Source organism: Saccharospirillum alexandrii, from assembly GCF_043641555.1.
Taxonomy (GTDB): Bacteria; Pseudomonadota; Gammaproteobacteria; order Pseudomonadales; family Natronospirillaceae; genus Saccharospirillum; species Saccharospirillum alexandrii_A.
Genome location: NZ_JBHZRJ010000001.1, coordinates 635,893 through 653,302 on the forward strand (window position 1 = coordinate 635,893; position 17,410 = coordinate 653,302).

Consider the following 17,410-nt stretch of genomic DNA (forward strand, 5'->3'; position numbering starts at 1 on the left):
AAAACACCTCTGGAGTTTCGGGTCAGTGTTGAATGTAAATACTCAGGTCGCGACCAAATTCCGATTCCAGCGCCAGTAGTTTTTCAATGTGTCGGGCGGTTAACTTCTGGCCCTGGGTCAGCATCAGTATGTCCTGGTTGGTATAGACATCCTGCGCCAGCACCATGCCAGGTTCCAGCGTGCGAGCCGAAACCAGGTGTCCTTTTTTATCGGCCGACTCATCGTCATCTTCGACCTCCACTTCTTCAACGGCCATCGACTCTTTAAGCGTGAGGTACAGTGATTCCGGATAGCGAAAATTAACCCAGGGTTCAATGTCTTTCAGCGCCTCGATCTGGATATTCATGCTGCCAACACGCTTACCCAGTCGGGCTTTCTTTTCGCGGTATTTTTCGAGTGCCAGGGTGTAATCCCGGCACAGCAACACCAGTTGGCTGCCCAGTGGAATTTCTTCTTCCTTTAGCTTGTGTGGGAAGCCGGTGCCGTCCCAGTGTTCACGATGATGGTTGATGTACAGACTGACCTTTGCCAGGTAATCAACGCTGGTCAGCAACTGTGCACCGCGTTCAGGGTACATGCTGTAGTCGCGCCAGGCGTTGGACGTCAGCAGCGATTCCCGGGCCTGGTTCAATTCGGATGGAAGGGCCAATTTGCCGATCTCGTGCAACTGACAGGCATAGCGAATGGCAGTAACCTCGGCGGGTGGAAGCTCGAGCGCTTTCGACAAGGTGACACTCACTTCGGCCATGTTTTTTGCCAGGGTGCTGTCTATGCCCGGGTTAACCGCTGACACTTCCAGCAAGAGCCGAATAGTGGAACGGTATGTTTGCATCAGAGAGTTATGCGATTTCTCCAGAGACTGATGCGACGTTTGCAAGGCACGGGTTCGTTCAGCAACGCGTTTCTCCAGTGACTGATTCAACTCCAGCAGTTTTTTATTCTGTTCGAGGTTTATGCGCAGCAGCTGCTCGTTGCCTCGTTTCAACAGGGCTCGTTCAAGTTGTTCCTGTACGGCTCTTAGCAGAGTGCTGTCGTCCCAGGGTTTGGTCAGAATAACGCCACTGGCCCCTTCGTTGATGGCTCGCAAGGTATGCTCCAGGTCGGCATGGCCGGTCAGCAGAATACGGGCGACATTGGGGTGGTGTTTGTACGCGTGACGCAGCAGATCGATGCCATCCTTGCCGGGCATGCGCAGATCTGTCAGTACAAGATCGACGGTTTTTCCCGCTAACAGCTCAATGGCGAGATCGACATTGTCGGCTTCGACAACCTGATACTGGTGTCGGTGCAACAGCCGTTTCAGTGAACGCCGGACATTGTCGTCATCGTCCACGACCAGTATGCACGCCTGTGCGACGTCATAAGGGGTGTTTGTGGTTGCATCAGTGGTTTGGCTCATGCTCACTCCGCAATTGGATGGGCGCCGGCTAGTGATGGTTCCTGCAGTCATCGTAGCTTAAAGCATTCGCTTGCGACAGCGTATCGTTTGCACCTTTTAAGTCCCTTTGCTATACCGGCTGCAGTCATCCCGTCCAAGAGACCACCACGCCATGTCTGCCAACTGGTTACAACGACCGGAAGCACCAATGTTCGTTTTTGATCTGCACAGAACCTTGCGCTACTGGAATGAGCCCGCACAGGGCTGGAGCGGCGATCGTGCCTCACTGCAAGCCGGGCTGACGGTGGATGATCTGGCTTCACTGGGTTTTGCCGAGCTGTTTAACCACCCTGAGCTGACAACCTTCGAGGGCGATGCACTGAGAGTGCCGTTGAAGAATCACCCGGGAAGTGGCTTGTTAATGCCCATAGAAACGCGATCACAGTGTAAGTATTGGGTGCTGACCCTGTTGTCGGATGTTGACAGCGAAACGGAACAGGACTCGGAAGTGATCGCGGATGTGTTCAGTTGGCTCATGGCACAAGGCGATGCGGTAGCCGGTGTGCAAAACACCCTGTCGACGCGTAACCAGCAGTTGATTCAATCGGAAAAAATGGCGGCTATCGGCCAACTGGCTGCCGGCGTTGCCCATGAAATCAACAACCCCATTGGCTACATCAACTCCAACCTTAACGCTTTGTCACATTACGTCAATCAGTTGACGGGGCTCGCTAACATGATTGAGACCGCCAAAAGTCTGGATGAAGTAAAGGCACAACTGAATGTTATCGACTATGGCTTTTTACGGGACGATATTCAGGATTGCATTCGCGAATCAACTGAAGGGGCCACCCGGGTGCGGGATATTATCGCCGCATTGAAGGACTTCTCCCACGCTGATGATGGTCGTATGGAGGAGTGCGACTTGAAAGAGGTGTTTCAATCGACCCTTAAGCTGGTGTACAACGAGGTGAAATACCGCTGTGATGTAAAGGAAAGTTATCAGTCGGTTTCGCGAGTATACTGTAATGCAAATCAGATAAAGCAGGTCGCAATGAATCTGATTGTTAATGCTGCACAAGCCATTGAACAGCAAGGTACGATCCGGATTGCAACCGGTGAAGACGACGCGAGCGTCTGGTTTGCCGTTGAAGATAATGGAAGCGGAATACCCTTTGAGGTTCAGAAACACATCTTTGAACCGTTCTACACAACAAAACCGATTGGCCAGGGTACCGGGCTCGGGTTGTCGCTCAGTTACAACATTTTACATCGTCATGGTGGAACCCTGACGTTTGAATCCAAGCCTGGGCAGGGTACCATTTTCACCGGACGAATTCCTAAATTCACCCAGGACACAGGGAGTGCATAACGACATCGTATTGTCGATGGGAAGCGAGGTTAACATGTTAGCAACCAAGCGTTGTTTTATTGGAAGGAACGAACGTAGTCAAACAGTGTATCGGGCGACACTGATCGACAGTCAGCGTGTACTGAGTTGAGGCCGCAATGATGATGTCGGCCATTGGTTTAACGGTGCTGATGATCGATGACGATGAAGACGATGTGCTTATCGTTCGTGATCTGCTAAGCGATGTGATCGATCAGCGGTATCACATTGTTTGGGCGAACTCCATCGACGATGGGTTGATGCAATTGTCGGACCGGCGCTTCGACGCGGTACTCATTGATTATCGGCTGGGCAATGTACTGGGAACCGACTACGTAAACCTTATCGCGGATCAGGCGCCGGCGATGCCCATTCTGGTATTGACGGGGCAGGGCGATTACACGGCCGATCAATATGCGCTTGACTCAGGCGCGGCGGATTACCTGGTCAAACAAGACCTGACCGGAGACAGTTTGAACCGGGCTATCCGGTACGCTATTGAACGACAAAGCGCCTACGACATTCTGTCCCGGCGCGAGCATTACTATCGCCACCTTTTTGAAAGTCACCCATCACCTTGCCTGGTATACGACCGTTTTGATCAGACAATACTGGCTGCCAATGGCGCTGCGAGTCAGCTCTATGAGCAGGAGCGGGCAGCACTGATCGGGAAACCCCTCAAGGAGCTGTTTGCAAGACCCAGCACCGACTTTGAGGTGTTTGCTGCAATGCGACAGGCCACGACCGGCAAGCGCCGGGCAACCGTCTGGACTCACCGAACCTGTTCTGGTGAAGAGCTGGAAGTTGAATTGCTTGAAGCCGCGCTGGATTATCAGGGGCGGGCGGCGCAACTGCTGGTGGTATCTGATCGGACCCCTCAAATTCAAGCTGACCGCGAAGCCCGGGAATCGGAACGTGCGCTGCTGCAACTGCTGTCAGACAGTCGCGACGCCATTGTCGTGCTGGACAACACCACAACCATTCACTATGCCAACAGGGCGGCGGAACGATTATTGGGCTTGGAAGCCAGCCAATGGGGACGGCTCAGTGTGCCCATGGACGGTGACGATAATTTTGACTGGACGCTAGTTAAAAAAGGGGTCGAGCGCGAGTTCGAGGTTTTACGCTCCCATACTCGCTGGAATGGACAGCGCATGATCATGCTGACCATGCGCGACATCACCGAACGACGCCGCACCAATGAGCGTTTGCGCCTCTTCGAGCGCAGTCTGGAGTCTTCTAGCAACGGTGTAGTAATAACCGACGCCCGACGAGACGACTTCCCTATAATTTATGTTAACCCGGCTTTTTGTCGGATAACCGGCTATGACGCAGAAGAATCAATTGGCCGAAATTGCCGGTTTCTGCAGCGAGAGGACAACGATCAACCCAGCCTGGCGGTACTTCGAGACGCCTTGTCGAAGCAGCAAGCCTGTAACGTCGTTGTGCGCAATTATCGAAAAGACGGCAGCCCATTCTGGAACGATTTGTTTATTGCCCCGGTGACGGATGAACAGGGTGAGGTCACTCACTTTATTGGCGTTCAGAACGACATCTCCGAACAACGGGAGATGGAACACACCCTGGCTTATAACACCAGTCACGATGTACTGACCGATCTGCCCAACCGCGCCTTGCTGATTGATCGAATCGACCAGGCGGCAACCGTCGCTCAGCGATACCAGCGAGCCATGGCTGTGCTCTACATCGATCTCGATGACTTCAAGCCCATTAACGATGCACTCGGGCATGTTCTGGGTGACCGTATTCTGGTTGAGACTGCCAGTCGACTGAAAAGCCAGATTCGGGCCGGAGATACCCTGGCCAGAATCTCTGCCGACGAATTCGTCGTGTTGTTGCCCGACCTGGCCAAGGCAGATGATGTGGTCACCATTGCAGAGGCGCTGTTGGCGTCGGTTGCCCAACCCTTCGATATTGGCAAATCTGAACGCGTTCACCTGACGGCCAGCATAGGCATAGCGCTCAGCGACGGTACCCCGGGTGACGCCTTGGGTTTTATCCGGCGGGCCGATATGGCCATGTATCAGGCCAAGCAAGCCGGGCACAACCGGTACCGCTGGTACGAAGATCAGATGAGCGATGATGTCAGCAAGTCGGTCTGGTTGCGCAGTGAACTGCAATCGGCACTGGATCGTCAGGAGTTTACTGTGTATTACCAGCCGCAGTTCAGCTTGCTTTCAGGTCAGGTCGTTGGCTTTGAAGCGCTGATACGCTGGCATCACGAGACAATGGGCGCCATTTCACCGGCCCGGTTTATTCCGGTAGCCGAACACAGCGGCCAGATTCGCGCGATTACCAAATGGGTGGTGGAGCAAGCCTGCCGGGATCGTAAAGTACTAAGCAACAGTGGCTTTCATCAGCCCATTGCAATCAATGTGTCGCCAGTGTTGTTTAAAGATGCGGGGCTGAGCCGTTGGCTGGAATCCAAAGTCAAGGCAGCCGGGCTGTCGTGCAGCGACTTTGAACTTGAAATTGTTGAAAGTGTCATGGTGGGTACTTCGCTGGAATCGCTTGATACATTGAATGATTTGCGCAAAGCCGGGTTTCGGTTGTCGATTGATGATTTCGGCACGGGGTTTTCAAGCCTGAGCTATCTGAAGCATCTGCCTATTCAAAAACTGAAAATAGATCAGTCGTTTATTCAGGACATTATTCACAACCAGAACGATGCCTCCATTGTTCGCGCCATTATTTCCATTGCCCGGAACCTCGGCATCAAGGTCATTGCCGAGGGGGTAGAGACCGACGAACAGGCGGCGTTCTTGCGCCGGGAGCATTGCGATGATTTTCAGGGTTATTTGCGCAGCCCGGCCATTCCTTTGGAAGCGCTTTTGCACTTCCTGCGTCAGCCAGACCGGGCTATCGAATATCGGGAAGCCGGTCAGGATGAACCCACTCTGTTGATCGTGGATGATGAACCCTATGTCTTGAAATCGCTGAACCGCTGTCTGCGCGGCCAGGGGTTCCGGATTCTGACGGCAGAAAGCGCCGAAGACGCATTTAAGTTGCTGGCTGTCAGCAAGGTGCATGTAATTCTGTCAGACCAGCGGATGCCAGTGATGAGCGGCACGGAGTTTCTGAAGCAAGTCCGCAAGCTGTACCCGGATACCATCCGGATGATCATTTCCGGGTATACCGATCTGAAGACGGTGACCGAAGCCATTAATGAAGGCGCTATTTATAAATTTCTGACCAAACCCTGGGACGATGATGCCCTGCGCGCCCTGGTCGCCAACGCCTTTGCCGAAATAGCGGAGCAATAGAATGAGTGAACCGACCGGACAACGCCGCTTGCTGGTGCTGGAAGATGACGTACTGACCGGGCGAACCATTCAGACCATCGCCGAATTTGCCGGTCTCGCGGTTCAGTTTACGACAGAACCGGATGACTTCTTTCAACGGCTGGATGCCTGGCAGCCCGACGTGATCGCTCTCGATCTGATCATGCCCGCCATGGACGGTGTACAGGTACTGGCTCGCCTGGGCGAACGCGGTTGCAAGGCACGCATTATCATCACCAGCGGGGTCGGCAGCCGGGTGCTGGATGCGGCGCGCCGTGCCGCCCAGCAACATGGCCTGAGCATCTCGGGCGTATTGGCCAAACCATTTTCGCCCGCTGAGCTTCGCGCTTTGCTGATGCAGCCGGTGGCAACGTCCGGGCGCTCGGCATCGGCTGAAACCGGTACTCAGCAATGGCCTACATCCGACGAACTGCGTCAGGCCATTGCAACTGATAGCTTAAGCCTGGCCTACCAGCCACAGGTCGATTGTCTGACCGGTACCCTGAATGGTTTTGAGGCGCTGGTACGATGGGAGCATCCGCGGCTTGGCTGGGTTGGACCGGATCGCTTTATTCCGCTGTCGGAAGCCTGCGGGCTGATCGACGCGTTGACCGATTGGGTAGTCATGACTGGTCTGGCATGGTTCGCAGACTTTCGTGCCCGCTACCTGGGAAATGCAGCCCGGCACTCGACGGTGCAGTTGCCAGAGCATTTGCATTTGTCACTGAATGTCTCGGTACTGTCACTGACCAATTTCGACCTGTTCGAGCGCCTCTATCAGCGCTGTATTGAGCTGGAACTCAAAGCCGAGTGGATTACGTTCGAGCTGACTGAATCCAGTGCGATGGATGATCCAGTAGTCTCACTGGAGACCCTCACCCGGCTAAGAATGCGTGGCTTTCAATTGAGTATCGATGATTTCGGAACCGGCTTTTCCTCCATGGTTCAACTGGTTCGACTGCCTTTTACTGAACTGAAAATCGACCGCTCCTTTGTATTTTCTTCGGTGAGTTCTGAAGAGTCCCGTCAGGTTATTCGCTCCATCGTTGAACTGGGCAATAGCCTTGGCATGCTCACCGTTGCTGAAGGTGTGGAGTCGCAAGAAGCGCTGACCTACCTGCAGACACTGGGTTGTGATCTGGCGCAGGGTTACTGGTTCGCCAGGCCCCTGTTCCCGGCCGACCTGGAAAACTGGCTGCAGGCCTATGCGCAAGATGATGAGACGCGACGTTTGGCCAGCCTGCACAGCCTGCAGTTGCTCGACACCCCCGCCGAAGCCCGGTTCGACCGGATAACCCGACTGGCACAGCGACTGTTCGACGTACCCATGGCTCTGGTTACTCTGATCGACCGGGATCGTCAGTGGTTTAAGTCGAGCCTGGGTCTGGCGGGGCGGGAGACCCAGCGCAGTGAATCGTTTTGCACACACGCCATACTGGACAGTCAGATCATGATGGTGGAAGACGCCACTCAGGACATGCGGTTAAGAGACCTCAAGGCCGTCACTGGCCCGGACCATCTCCGGTTCTATGCCGGCTACCCGGTGCGCGCCCCCGATGGCAGTCGTCTGGGTACGCTCTGTGTGCTCGATACGGAGCCTCGCAGCCTGGCAACCGTTCAGCGAGACGTGCTGCAAACGCTGGGGCATATGGTAGAGCTGGAAATTGCTGTCCCACCCGAGACAGCGCTGGACTCACTGACCGGTCTGTTTAGCCGGTCAGCCTTTGAACAACGAGCAGTGCCGTTCCTCGACCTGGCCAGCCAGCTTGAAACCGGGGTGTCGCTGATGGTGTTTCGGCTCTATGGGCTTAGCAGCCTGGCAAGCCAGCCGGAGCACCGGAGTGACCGCTTGCGCGTGCGGTTCGCCGAGCTGCTGACACAGACGTTTCGACATTCCGATCTGCTCGGTCGTTACAGTGACGATGAATTTGCGCTGTTGATACTCGACAGTGAAGAGAACGTACTCAACCACCTTGCAGAGCGGTTACAGCATTCGGTTGCACAGATTGAAGCCGAGTTCGAGCCGCCGCTGACGCTGGATGTCCGTATTGGGCGGGCGGCGATGCTTCCCGGCATCAAAGCCAATTTGCAATCGCTGATGGCCAGTGCCGACCAGGAAATGACGGCCGCTACCACCCAAGCCAGCTAACCACGCCCTCATCGTTCAGCCAACACCGACGCTGCCCTGTTTTCTGCCTTCTGGCCGCCCCAATAGGGCGCATCACGTCCGTTTTGCATCAAAACTAATCACTTTTTAAAAAGCCATTGCCTATAGCTATCAGCATGATTGGCACAGGGGTGTTTAATTGTTACCAGGCTACTCATAGTATTGATTCCGTAGTCGGCGCATCGCCGAAATGTTTCTAACCGTTACATCCACAGACTAGGGAGTCTTGACACATGGCACGTTACATCAATTCCGAATTGGCCCCGTTTACCGCCCAGGCATTTCACAACGGTGAATTCGTTGAAGTCACCGAAGCGACGCTGAAAGGCAAGTGGGCGGTACTGTTCTTCTACCCGGCCGACTTCACCTTTGTATGCCCGACTGAACTGGGCGACCTGGCCGACAACTACGACGAGTTTCAGAAGCGCGGCGTAGAAGTCTACTCAGTGTCTACCGACACACACTTCACTCACAAAGCCTGGCACGATTCGTCAGAAACCATCAACAAGATCCAGTACCCGATGATTGCGGATCCGACAGGCAAGCTGACGCGCAGCCTGAACGTCATGATCGAAGAAGACGGCATTGCCGATCGTGCTACGTTCGTAATCGACCCGGAAGGCATCATCCGTGTGGTTGAGATCACCGACGGCGGCATTGGCCGCGACGCCAACGAACTGCTGCGCAAGATCAAAGCAGCTCAATACATCGCTGCCCACCCTGGCGAAGTATGCCCGGCCAAGTGGAAAGAAGGCGAAGAAACTCTGGCTCCGTCACTGGACCTGGTAGGCAAGATCTAAGCACAGCCTCTTGGCTGAATAACCAGATCGACCTTCATTAGGGGGCGGGTTCGCCCCTTTTTCTATCGCGTACCCGCCCCGTTTTCCGCTTTTCCAAACACACAGGACACACCGATGTTGGACGCCACGTTAAAACAGCAATTGGACACCTACCTGCAAAAGATTGTGACCCCAATCGAAGTCAGTGTGTCCACCGATGATACTGCCAAATCCAAAGAACTGGACGCCCTGGCCACAGAGATCATTGATCTTTCAGGCAACATCAGCCGCGGCCAGTTCACGGGCCAGCGAACGCCGAGCATGGCCATTGCGCCGGCGGGCGAAACCCCCCGGGTGAGCTTTGCCGGCATTCCCATGGGTCACGAATTTACCTCCCTGGTGCTCGCCTTGTTGCAAGCCGGCGGTCACCCGTCGAAAGCCGACCCAGAGGTGCTCGACCAGGTGCGTGCACTGACCGGTGAGTTCCATTTTGAAACCTATATATCGCTGTCGTGCCAGAACTGCCCAGATGTGGTTCAGGCCCTGAACCTGATGGCGACTCTGAACCCGAACATCACCCACGAAATGATCGACGGTGCCCTGTTTCAGGACGAAGTCGACCAACGCCAGATCATGGCCGTGCCTTCTGTCTATCTGAACGGCGAGCACTTCGGCCAGGGTCGGATGACACTGACCGACATCGTCGCCAAGCTCGACACCGGCGCCGCCGAGCGCCAGGCCGAAGCACTGAACGAGCGCGACCCCTACGATGTGCTGATTGTTGGCGGTGGCCCGGCGGGCGCAGCCGCCGCGATTTATGCCGCGCGCAAGGGCATCCGCACCGGGCTGGTGGCTGAGAAGTTTGGCGGCCAGGTCATGGATACCGTGGGCATCGAGAACTTCATTTCAGTGCCTTACACCGAAGGTCCGAAACTGACCGCCGGTCTTGAGCAGCACGTGAAAGAATACGGCGTTGACCTGATCACCGGGCAGCGTGCCGCCGAACTAAAACGCGGTGGCCAGTTACAACTGGCACTGGAAAGCGGCGCCACCCTGTCGAGCCGCTCGGTAATTCTGGCCCCGGGTGCGCGCTGGCGCGAACTGGGTGTGCCGGGCGAAGCCGAATACCGCAACAAGGGCGTGGCTTATTGCCCCCATTGCGACGGCCCTTTCTACAAGGGCAAACACGTTGCCGTCATTGGCGGCGGAAACTCCGGTATCGAAGCGGCGATTGATCTGGCGGGTATCGTCAGCCACGTCACGGTGCTGGAATTCGCTGACACCCTGCGTGCCGATGACGTGCTGCAACGCAAGGCGCGTTCGATGAGCAACATCGACATCATCACCAATGCTCAGACCACTGAAGTCGTAGGCAATGGCAAGACCGTCACCTCCCTGAAATATACCGACCGGGAGAGCGGCAAGTCTCATTCTGTCGAACTGGCCGGCGTCTTTGTTCAGATTGGCCTGGTCCCTAACACAGAATGGCTCAAAGACAGCGACCTTGCGCTGACCCGCTTCGGTGAAATTGAAATTGACGCGCGCGGTGAAACCTCAATGCCCGGCGTCTTCGCCGCCGGCGATGCGACGACAGTGCCGTATAAGCAGATTGTGATCTCAATGGGTGCCGGTGCTACCGCTGCCCTGAGTGCTTTCGATCACCTGATTCGCTCGGATGTGCCAGCTGCGACGGTCGAAGAAAAGGTTGAGGTGGCGGAACCAGCCTAAGCCACAAACTTCGGAGTTTGGGCTGGGTTGGGTGGCAGTGGTCCGCGCCGGCTACCTGGGGTGCTTCTGTAGGGTATGCCCGGTGCCTGACACGGACTCCTGGCACCAAGGCCTAGTTAAACACCGGAAATTGAATTTAAAAACCCGCCGAGGCGGGTTTTTTAGGTCTGCGATTCGGATGAAATGATGGGCTGGGTCATCAGTTCATCGCGAATCATCTCGTCGATCAGCCCTTCGCGAATGGCTTTGAACGACAGCCGCATGCTGTCGATATCGAAGGCATGGAATACCCGGTGCAGAATTATATAGCCGGCGGCGAAGACCGCAATTCGACGCGGGTTCAGCTCGAGTAATTGTGATAATTGCTGTTGGCTGTCGGCCTGTGTCAGCACCGGGTACAGCCGATCGAGTTGTGCCCGGCTGATGCTGCCATCGCGGGTCAGCCCGAGATTGCTCAGTGCCCAGCTCACCGCTTTGATGCTGCCGGAAGACCCCATCACATCGGTCCAGTCGTGTCCCTCGAAGCGGGGTTTGATGGCTGCGATCTGTTCATCGACATAGGCCTCGCAGGCTGCCAGATGTTTGGGGTCGAGCCGGTCGTGATCCAGAAAACGGGAAGTCAGAGTGACGCAGCCGAGCTCCAGGCTTGCCACCACTTCAGGCTTTCTGCCATGGCCGACGATCAATTCAGTACTGCCACCGCCAATGTCCAGCACGAAACGACGGTCCTGCTCTGGCTGGCCCTGAGAGACGCCCCGGTAAATGTAGTGAGCCTCGTCTTCGCCGCTGAGAATCCGAATGGGTTGGCCAAGGGCCGACTCGGCCCGCTTAATGAACTGGGCGTCGCCACTGAGGTGGCGAAAGGCACTGGTGCCAACGGCAGTGACCTGAACGTCGGGCAGGTTTTTGAGGGTATTGCTGAATTGAGTCAGGCAGCGTAAGGCGCGGGTTTTGGTATCCCGGTTGAGACGGCCGGTGCTGATGTCGACGCCCGCAGCGAGGCGCACCAGCTGGCGTTTGCAATCCACCGATTGCAGCGAGTGTCCATCCGATTTCATGATCACCAGATGGAAGCTGTTCGAGCCGAGGTCTACCGCGGCATAGAGTGCGGGTGCGTTCATGGGACAACTGGGGTTTTTATTATTATGGAAATATAGCGGGTATCTCGCCAGATTGACACTCTGGCAATGAAAAGTTCAGTCAGGCGGGGTGTTCAGCAAAACCAGCAGGGCGTTCGAACACCTGCCGGGAGGCAGGCGTTTGGTTCGATAGTCGGGTTCAATCCAGACGGGCAGCGAGAAAATCCTGCAGCGCTTCCCAGGAAGCCCGATCGGCGTTCAGATCGTAATCGCCACTGCCAAATACCGTAAAGGAATGGCGTGCACCGCCGTGAATCTGAGCAGAATGCTCAATGCCTGCGGCCTGCAGATTGTCGAGCAGGGCTGCGACATCGGCCATGCCCGACACCGGGTCGGCCGAACCGTGCTGTACCATCACCGGGGCAGCAACCTGGCTGTAGTTCTGGCCATCGGGCAGGTTAAGACCGCCGTGAAACGAGACAAAGCCTTCGGTTTCCGCTCCGGTGCGCGCCAGTTCCAGAACGCCGGCACCGCCGAAGCAATAGCCGATGACCACGATGTCGTCAGTGGCACCGGGAATCCACTCGGCCTCTGCCAGTGCGCCCTGCAGGCGTTTTTGGAATTCTGCCCGGTCTGCATACATTTCGCCCGAGCGTTGCTGGTTTTCTTCCATCGAGGTCGGGTTGCGGCCAGCGCCGTATACATCGATGGCAAAGGCGGTGTAACCCTGAGCGGCGAGCATTTCGGCCCGGCGTTTTTCGTAGTCGGTTACGCCATCCCAGTCGTGAATGATCAGCACGGTGCCAAGAGATTCATCCAGATTGCTGTTGTGAGCCACATAGCCTTCGAATTCCATGCCATCGACGCTGTAGGTATGGGCCTGGCCCATCACCTCGGCCTGGGCCGACAGCGCAAACAGGGTCGTACCCACCAGGGTGGCGAGACTGTGGTGCAGTTTCATATCGCGTCCTCTCTTTGTTGTGGTTACTGAAGCGTGAAGAGTGACCGGCCCGGTACTGGCGCACTGCCAGGCTAAGACCGTCGGGCCGAGCGGTAATACCTACGGCCAGGCTGCCATACTGGACCGATTCGGGCGGTCAGGTCGCACTCAGGGTAGTACAGGAATGCCCGGGGGCACTGCGAGGCGTGAGACAAGCCGGTATACTCCGTACCTACATGATTAATCGATTGAGGCTCAGTGAGATGGCATCTTCACCAGAACAGGCAACCAAGCTGTTACCGGCACTGGAAGTAGAAACGGGCGATCAGCCCGATGCGACCGTTATCTGGTTGCACGGCCTGGGAGCCGACGGTCACGATTTCGAACCCATCGTTCCGGAGTTGCAGTTGCCGGCATCCATGTCGGTGCGGTTTATCTTTCCGCATGCACCGCAAATTCCGGTGACGATCAACGGCGGCTTTGTGATGCCCGCCTGGTACGACATTCTGGAAATGTCGATCGACCGTAAGGTCGATACGCCACTGCTGGAAGCCTCTGCCTCGGCAATCGATGCGTTTATTGAGCGTGAACGCAGTCGCGGCATCGACAGCCGGCGCATCATCGTGGCGGGGTTTTCCCAGGGCGGAGCCGTGGCCTACGAATGTGCTCTGCGGCACGCCGAGCCTCTGGGCGGTCTGATGGCGCTATCGACCTATTTCGCGACGCAAAAGACCGTCAAACGGTCAGTGGCAAATCAGGCATTGCCCATTCTGGTGTGTCACGGGGTGATGGATCCGGTTGTGCCCGAGGTGCTGGGTCGCCAGGCTGTCATGGCGCTGACCGAAAACGGGTATTCGCCCGAATACCAGACCTACCCAATGGAGCACAGCGTGAATGCAGCCGAGATCAAAACGATCTCGGCCTGGTTGCAGAAAGTATTGGGCGTTACTTCAGCTTAAAGTAGGAGACCGAGTGCAGCAGATCCTTGCTCAGCTGATTCAGCGATTCGGTTGAACCGACCGATACCTGAGCGCGGCGGGTGTTGTCTTCGGTGATCTGGTTCACGTCGTTGACGGTGTCAGACAGGGTGCTGAGGGTAACGTTTTGCTCCTCGGCGGCGGCCGAGGTTTGCAGTGTCCAGTCGCGAATTTTTTCGACGGCGACGACAAAGCGCTGAATGGCCTCACCGGCCTCGCTGACCTTGTCGACCGACGCGATTGACTGGTCGTGGCTGTCATTGATGACGCTCACGGCTGCCTGGGTACCCTGGCGCAGCTCTTCCAGTGTTTGCTGAATTTCCTCGGTCGACTGCTGGGTACGGTGCGCGAGTTGGCGCACTTCGTCGGCGACGACGGCAAAGCCGCGGCCCTGTTCACCGGCGCGGGCGGCTTCGATGGCAGCATTAAGCGCGAGCAGGTTGGTCTGCTCGGCAATGGCTTGAATCGAGGTAATAATGGTGGTGATGTTTTCTGCCTGGCCGTCGAGTTTTTTGATCACCTCCACCGATTGTTCGATGTCACCGGCCAGTTTTTGAATGGCGGTAATGGTCTCGGTCACGGTGTCGTTGCCCTGGGCGGCGGCTTCGTTGGCACTTTCGGACACGTTAAGCGATTCGACCGCCGCTTCGGAAACCTGCTGCGAGGCGGTTTGCAGTTCACCAATGGCATGGGCCAGATGCTGCATTTTCTCCTGCTGGTTTTCCGCGTCTTTAAAGCGGGCTTCGGTGTCTTCCATAATGCTGCCGGCCGACGTGCCCAGGTGTTCGGAAAGCTCCACCACCGAGGTGAAAATCTCGTTGAGTTTGGTGTTCATCTGGCTAACAGCCAGTTTTACCTCATCGACTTCATCGCCCTGTTCGCGGGCATCGATAACGCCGGTCAGGTCGCCGCTGGCGAGTTGGCGGGTAATATCGACCACCGAATGCAGGTCGCGCTTGAGTTTGCGCAGCACGAAAAACGCCACGGCAACGGCCAGCAGAATGATCAGCGTCAAGCCAATGACCAGGTTTTGCACGGTGCTTTGCTGCGATTCGATCAAATCGTTGGATCGGGTGCTCACCAGGATGTTGTAGTGCTCGGTGAACAAACCAATACTTTCCTCTACGGGCTGGGTGCGCTCTTCCAGTGCCGTTTCCGCTGCGCGCCTTACATTGAAGCCGCCTTTGGTAATCCACACCTCGGCCGCGTCGTTGAAGGCCGCTGCCAGCGCTGTCTGGTGTTCTTTCAGGGTGTTCATCAGGTCTTCGAGGGGCAGGTCGGTGATGGGGACCAGTACCTTGTTCCAGCTTTCAATCAGCGCCGGGTCGAGGTTTTCCGTCGCGCCGAGCAGGCGGTTTTGAGTCGCTTGTGCGGCTTGCACCGATGCTTCCAGCTCGGCCAGTGGGATGGCATCGGCGAAATAGCGCGGTCCAAGGTCTGACGTTTCTGTATATTGTCGGTTGAGGGTTTGCCAGTTTTCAACCAGTTGGCTTTCCAGGCGTCGCAACTGGGCGTCGGTCTGGCTGTTGGCAATAATGCCGCTGAAGCTGGTGACAAAGAGCCCGGCGAGCAGTATCAGTGCCAAAATAAGCGCACTGACCAGTAGGCTGATTTTGTAAGTAAGCGAAAGTTTGATCATCTGCGATGCCTTTGGCCCTGGGGCGTTTGCTGAGTGGTGATTGCCTCCTCCTTGATGGCAACAACCCGGTATTGGGTGGTGTATCGGCTGTGCCAGCGTAATCTTGATGAAACTCTGAGCGAGTCGACGCTGGTCATTACTGAATCGCTAAGCGAAATTTGTGCCAGGCTCTACTTCGCTGCAGTCACCAAATGTCTACTGTTTCTCAAATTAAAGCACTGAAACGGTGCGTTGTCAGGTGCATTGCACCTCTTTTCTTTCATTCGGCGCAGGGTCACTGTAAAAGCATTTCACCGAATGGGGTCGGACTGCTAACCTGACTCTTTAGACAAATGACCGGAAAGTTAGACAATGACAGAACAGCCCGTTGATTTTCAAACACTGAGTTGTCAGGCCTGCCGCGATGGCAACCTGTTGGGATTTGATTTCAGTATGGCGTTCCAGCCGCTGGTGGATGTTTCCCGGCGCGAATTGTACGGTTATGAAGCCCTGGTACGGGGCTTGAAGGGCGAGTCGGCCTACAGCATCATCAGTAAGGTTGATGACACCAATCGCTACCGCTTCGATCAGGCCTGCCGGGTGAAAGCCATCACGCTGGCGGCCAGGCTGCAATTGCAAGGCATGCTCAGCATTAACTTTTTACCCAATGCCGTTTACCGGCCCGAGCTGTGCATTCGCACCACCCTGAATGCTGCAAACGAAGCGCAATTTCCGATAGAACGCATCATGTTCGAGATTACCGAAGTGGAACGGGTTGATGATCAGGATCATCTGGTCTCGATCCTCGATTACTACCAGAAACAGGGTTTTCTGACCGCGCTCGACGATTTCGGTTCCGGTTATTCCGGGCTGAATTTGCTGGCCAAGGTTCAGCCGGACATCGTGAAACTCGATATGGCGCTCATTCGCGGTATCGATCAGGATAGAACCCGCCAGATCATCGTACGGTCTACCGTGCAAATGCTGCGTGATATCGGCTGCCGGCCTCTGGCTGAGGGTATTGAGTGCGAGGGCGAGTTTGCCTTTCTGCAGAACCTGGGCGTCGATCTGTTTCAAGGGTACTGGTTTGCCAAACCGGGTTTTGAAACCCTGCCCGAAGTTGACTGGCACGGGCTGTAACTGCGGCCTGGCCCGGGGAGCCGTGGCCGTTCAGTTTTTTTGAGCAGTCACTGCAGAAACCCTCGCTATCTGCACGGGTGAATCTGACTTAGTCTGTGCCAAACAGTGAGGAGATTCCCCCATGACCTACGTCAGACCTGCGACCGAACGCGGTCGCGCCCAATTTGGCTGGCTCGACAGCCACCACTCCTTTTCCTTTGGCAATTATTACGACCCGAACCACATGGGTGTATCGGTGCTGCGCGTTATCAATGACGACCGGGTTGATCCGGGCGCCGGCTTTGGTGCTCATGGTCATCGCGATATGGAAATACTGTCGTACGTGCTTGAAGGTGAAATTGAACACCGCGACAGCATGGGCAACATCAAGCGCATTCCGGCGGGCGATTTTCAGATCATGAGTGCCGGTACCGGGGTGATGCACAGCGAATACAATGCATCAGACACCGAGCCTCTGCATTTTCTGCAGATCTGGCTGCTGCCCAATGCCATGCAGGTAACGCCCCGCTATGACCAGCGGGCCTTTGCCCGTCGTCCCGGTGGCACCGCCATTTTGCACCCCGGGGAGCCTGGCGCAATGCACGTGCATTCGGACGCCCGGTTGTGGCGTTACCTGGGCAGTAGCGATTCTGGTAGCGCAGACTGGACGCTGGTGCCTGAGGGGCAGCAGCTCTATGTCCACAGTGTCAGTGGGCAGATTCAGGTGGCGGGACATACCCTGAATCCGGGTGATGGCATTGCCCTCAATGACCGATCAATAACGCTGACCGGGGATTCAAGTGCCGAAGCGCTGGTGTTTGATTTACCCTGACGCAGAGTTTACGAGCGCTGGTCTGGAGGCCTGCGTCAGCACGGGGTAGGCTGGCAGGTACCTCAAAGCATTCAACAAAGGCTGGCAGGTACCTCAAAGCA

12 protein-coding genes are annotated in these 17,410 nt (G+C 56.0%); 8 read left to right on the forward strand and 4 right to left on the reverse strand.

Going from position 1 to position 17,410, the window contains the following annotated elements; all coding sequences use genetic code 11:
• Positions 1-22 precede the first annotated feature (22 nt).
• Positions 23-1,399, reverse strand: coding sequence for a response regulator (locus ACHUE7_RS02770; RefSeq protein WP_394168623.1), 1,377 nt, complete (start codon positions 1,397-1,399; stop codon positions 23-25).
• Positions 1,400-1,586: 187 nt separating this feature from the next.
• Here ACHUE7_RS02770 and ACHUE7_RS02775 point away from each other — a divergent pair, with 187 nt between their 5' ends.
• The 5 genes from ACHUE7_RS02775 to ahpF all read left to right on the forward strand — a co-directional run bounded on the left by ACHUE7_RS02775 (position 1,587) and on the right by ahpF (position 10,744).
• Positions 1,587-2,750: a sensor histidine kinase gene (locus ACHUE7_RS02775; protein WP_394168624.1), complete on the forward strand. Its 1,164-nt coding sequence runs from the start codon at positions 1,587-1,589 to the stop codon at positions 2,748-2,750.
• A 137-nt stretch (positions 2,751-2,887) separates the two neighbouring features.
• Positions 2,888-6,052: an EAL domain-containing protein gene (locus tag ACHUE7_RS02780; protein WP_394168625.1), complete on the forward strand. Its 3,165-nt coding sequence runs from the start codon at positions 2,888-2,890 to the stop codon at positions 6,050-6,052.
• Between the two features lies 1 nt (position 6,053).
• The gene (locus tag ACHUE7_RS02785; protein ID WP_394168626.1) at positions 6,054-8,219 is read left to right on the forward strand and encodes an EAL domain-containing protein; all 2,166 of its coding nucleotides are present in this window, start codon (positions 6,054-6,056) and stop codon (positions 8,217-8,219) included.
• Between the two features lie 251 nt (positions 8,220-8,470).
• Entirely contained in the window at positions 8,471-9,037 is a 567-nt protein-coding gene (gene ahpC / locus ACHUE7_RS02790) for an alkyl hydroperoxide reductase subunit C (protein ID WP_127556810.1), read from the forward strand.
• A 114-nt stretch (positions 9,038-9,151) separates the two neighbouring features.
• Positions 9,152-10,744, forward strand: a complete 1,593-nt coding sequence (ahpF, locus tag ACHUE7_RS02795; RefSeq protein WP_394168627.1) for an alkyl hydroperoxide reductase subunit F — start codon at positions 9,152-9,154, stop codon at positions 10,742-10,744.
• A 161-nt stretch (positions 10,745-10,905) separates the two neighbouring features.
• On the opposite strand, the gene ACHUE7_RS02800 is transcribed toward ahpF, so the two are convergent.
• On the reverse strand, positions 10,906-11,865 hold the full coding sequence (locus tag ACHUE7_RS02800) for a Ppx/GppA phosphatase family protein (RefSeq protein ID WP_394168628.1): 960 nt from the start codon (positions 11,863-11,865) through the stop codon (positions 10,906-10,908).
• A 157-nt stretch (positions 11,866-12,022) separates the two neighbouring features.
• The gene (locus ACHUE7_RS02805) at positions 12,023-12,784 is read right to left on the reverse strand and encodes a dienelactone hydrolase family protein (RefSeq protein WP_394168629.1); all 762 of its coding nucleotides are present in this window, start codon (positions 12,782-12,784) and stop codon (positions 12,023-12,025) included.
• 242 nt (positions 12,785-13,026) lie between these two features.
• Here ACHUE7_RS02805 and ACHUE7_RS02810 point away from each other — a divergent pair, with 242 nt between their 5' ends.
• Positions 13,027-13,722 carry an alpha/beta hydrolase gene (locus ACHUE7_RS02810; protein WP_394168630.1) on the forward strand — a complete coding sequence of 232 codons (696 nt, stop codon included), beginning with the start codon at positions 13,027-13,029 and terminating at the stop codon, positions 13,720-13,722.
• Here the strand turns inward: ACHUE7_RS02810 and ACHUE7_RS02815 are convergent.
• Complete coding sequence (locus tag ACHUE7_RS02815; RefSeq protein ID WP_394168631.1) at positions 13,709-15,379, reverse strand: methyl-accepting chemotaxis protein; 1,671 nt, start codon at positions 15,377-15,379, stop codon at positions 13,709-13,711. The two genes, ACHUE7_RS02810 and ACHUE7_RS02815, sit on opposite strands and share 14 nt — an antisense overlap.
• Before the next feature lie 351 nt (positions 15,380-15,730).
• Here ACHUE7_RS02815 and ACHUE7_RS02820 point away from each other — a divergent pair, with 351 nt between their 5' ends.
• Together ACHUE7_RS02820 and ACHUE7_RS02825 are read left to right on the forward strand one after the other, a co-directional pair.
• On the forward strand, positions 15,731-16,498 hold the full coding sequence (locus ACHUE7_RS02820) for an EAL domain-containing protein (RefSeq protein ID WP_394168632.1): 768 nt from the start codon (positions 15,731-15,733) through the stop codon (positions 16,496-16,498).
• Between the two features lie 121 nt (positions 16,499-16,619).
• Positions 16,620-17,309 carry a pirin family protein gene (locus ACHUE7_RS02825; protein ID WP_394168633.1) on the forward strand — a complete coding sequence of 230 codons (690 nt, stop codon included), beginning with the start codon at positions 16,620-16,622 and terminating at the stop codon, positions 17,307-17,309.
• The last annotated feature ends 101 nt before the right edge of the window (positions 17,310-17,410 follow it).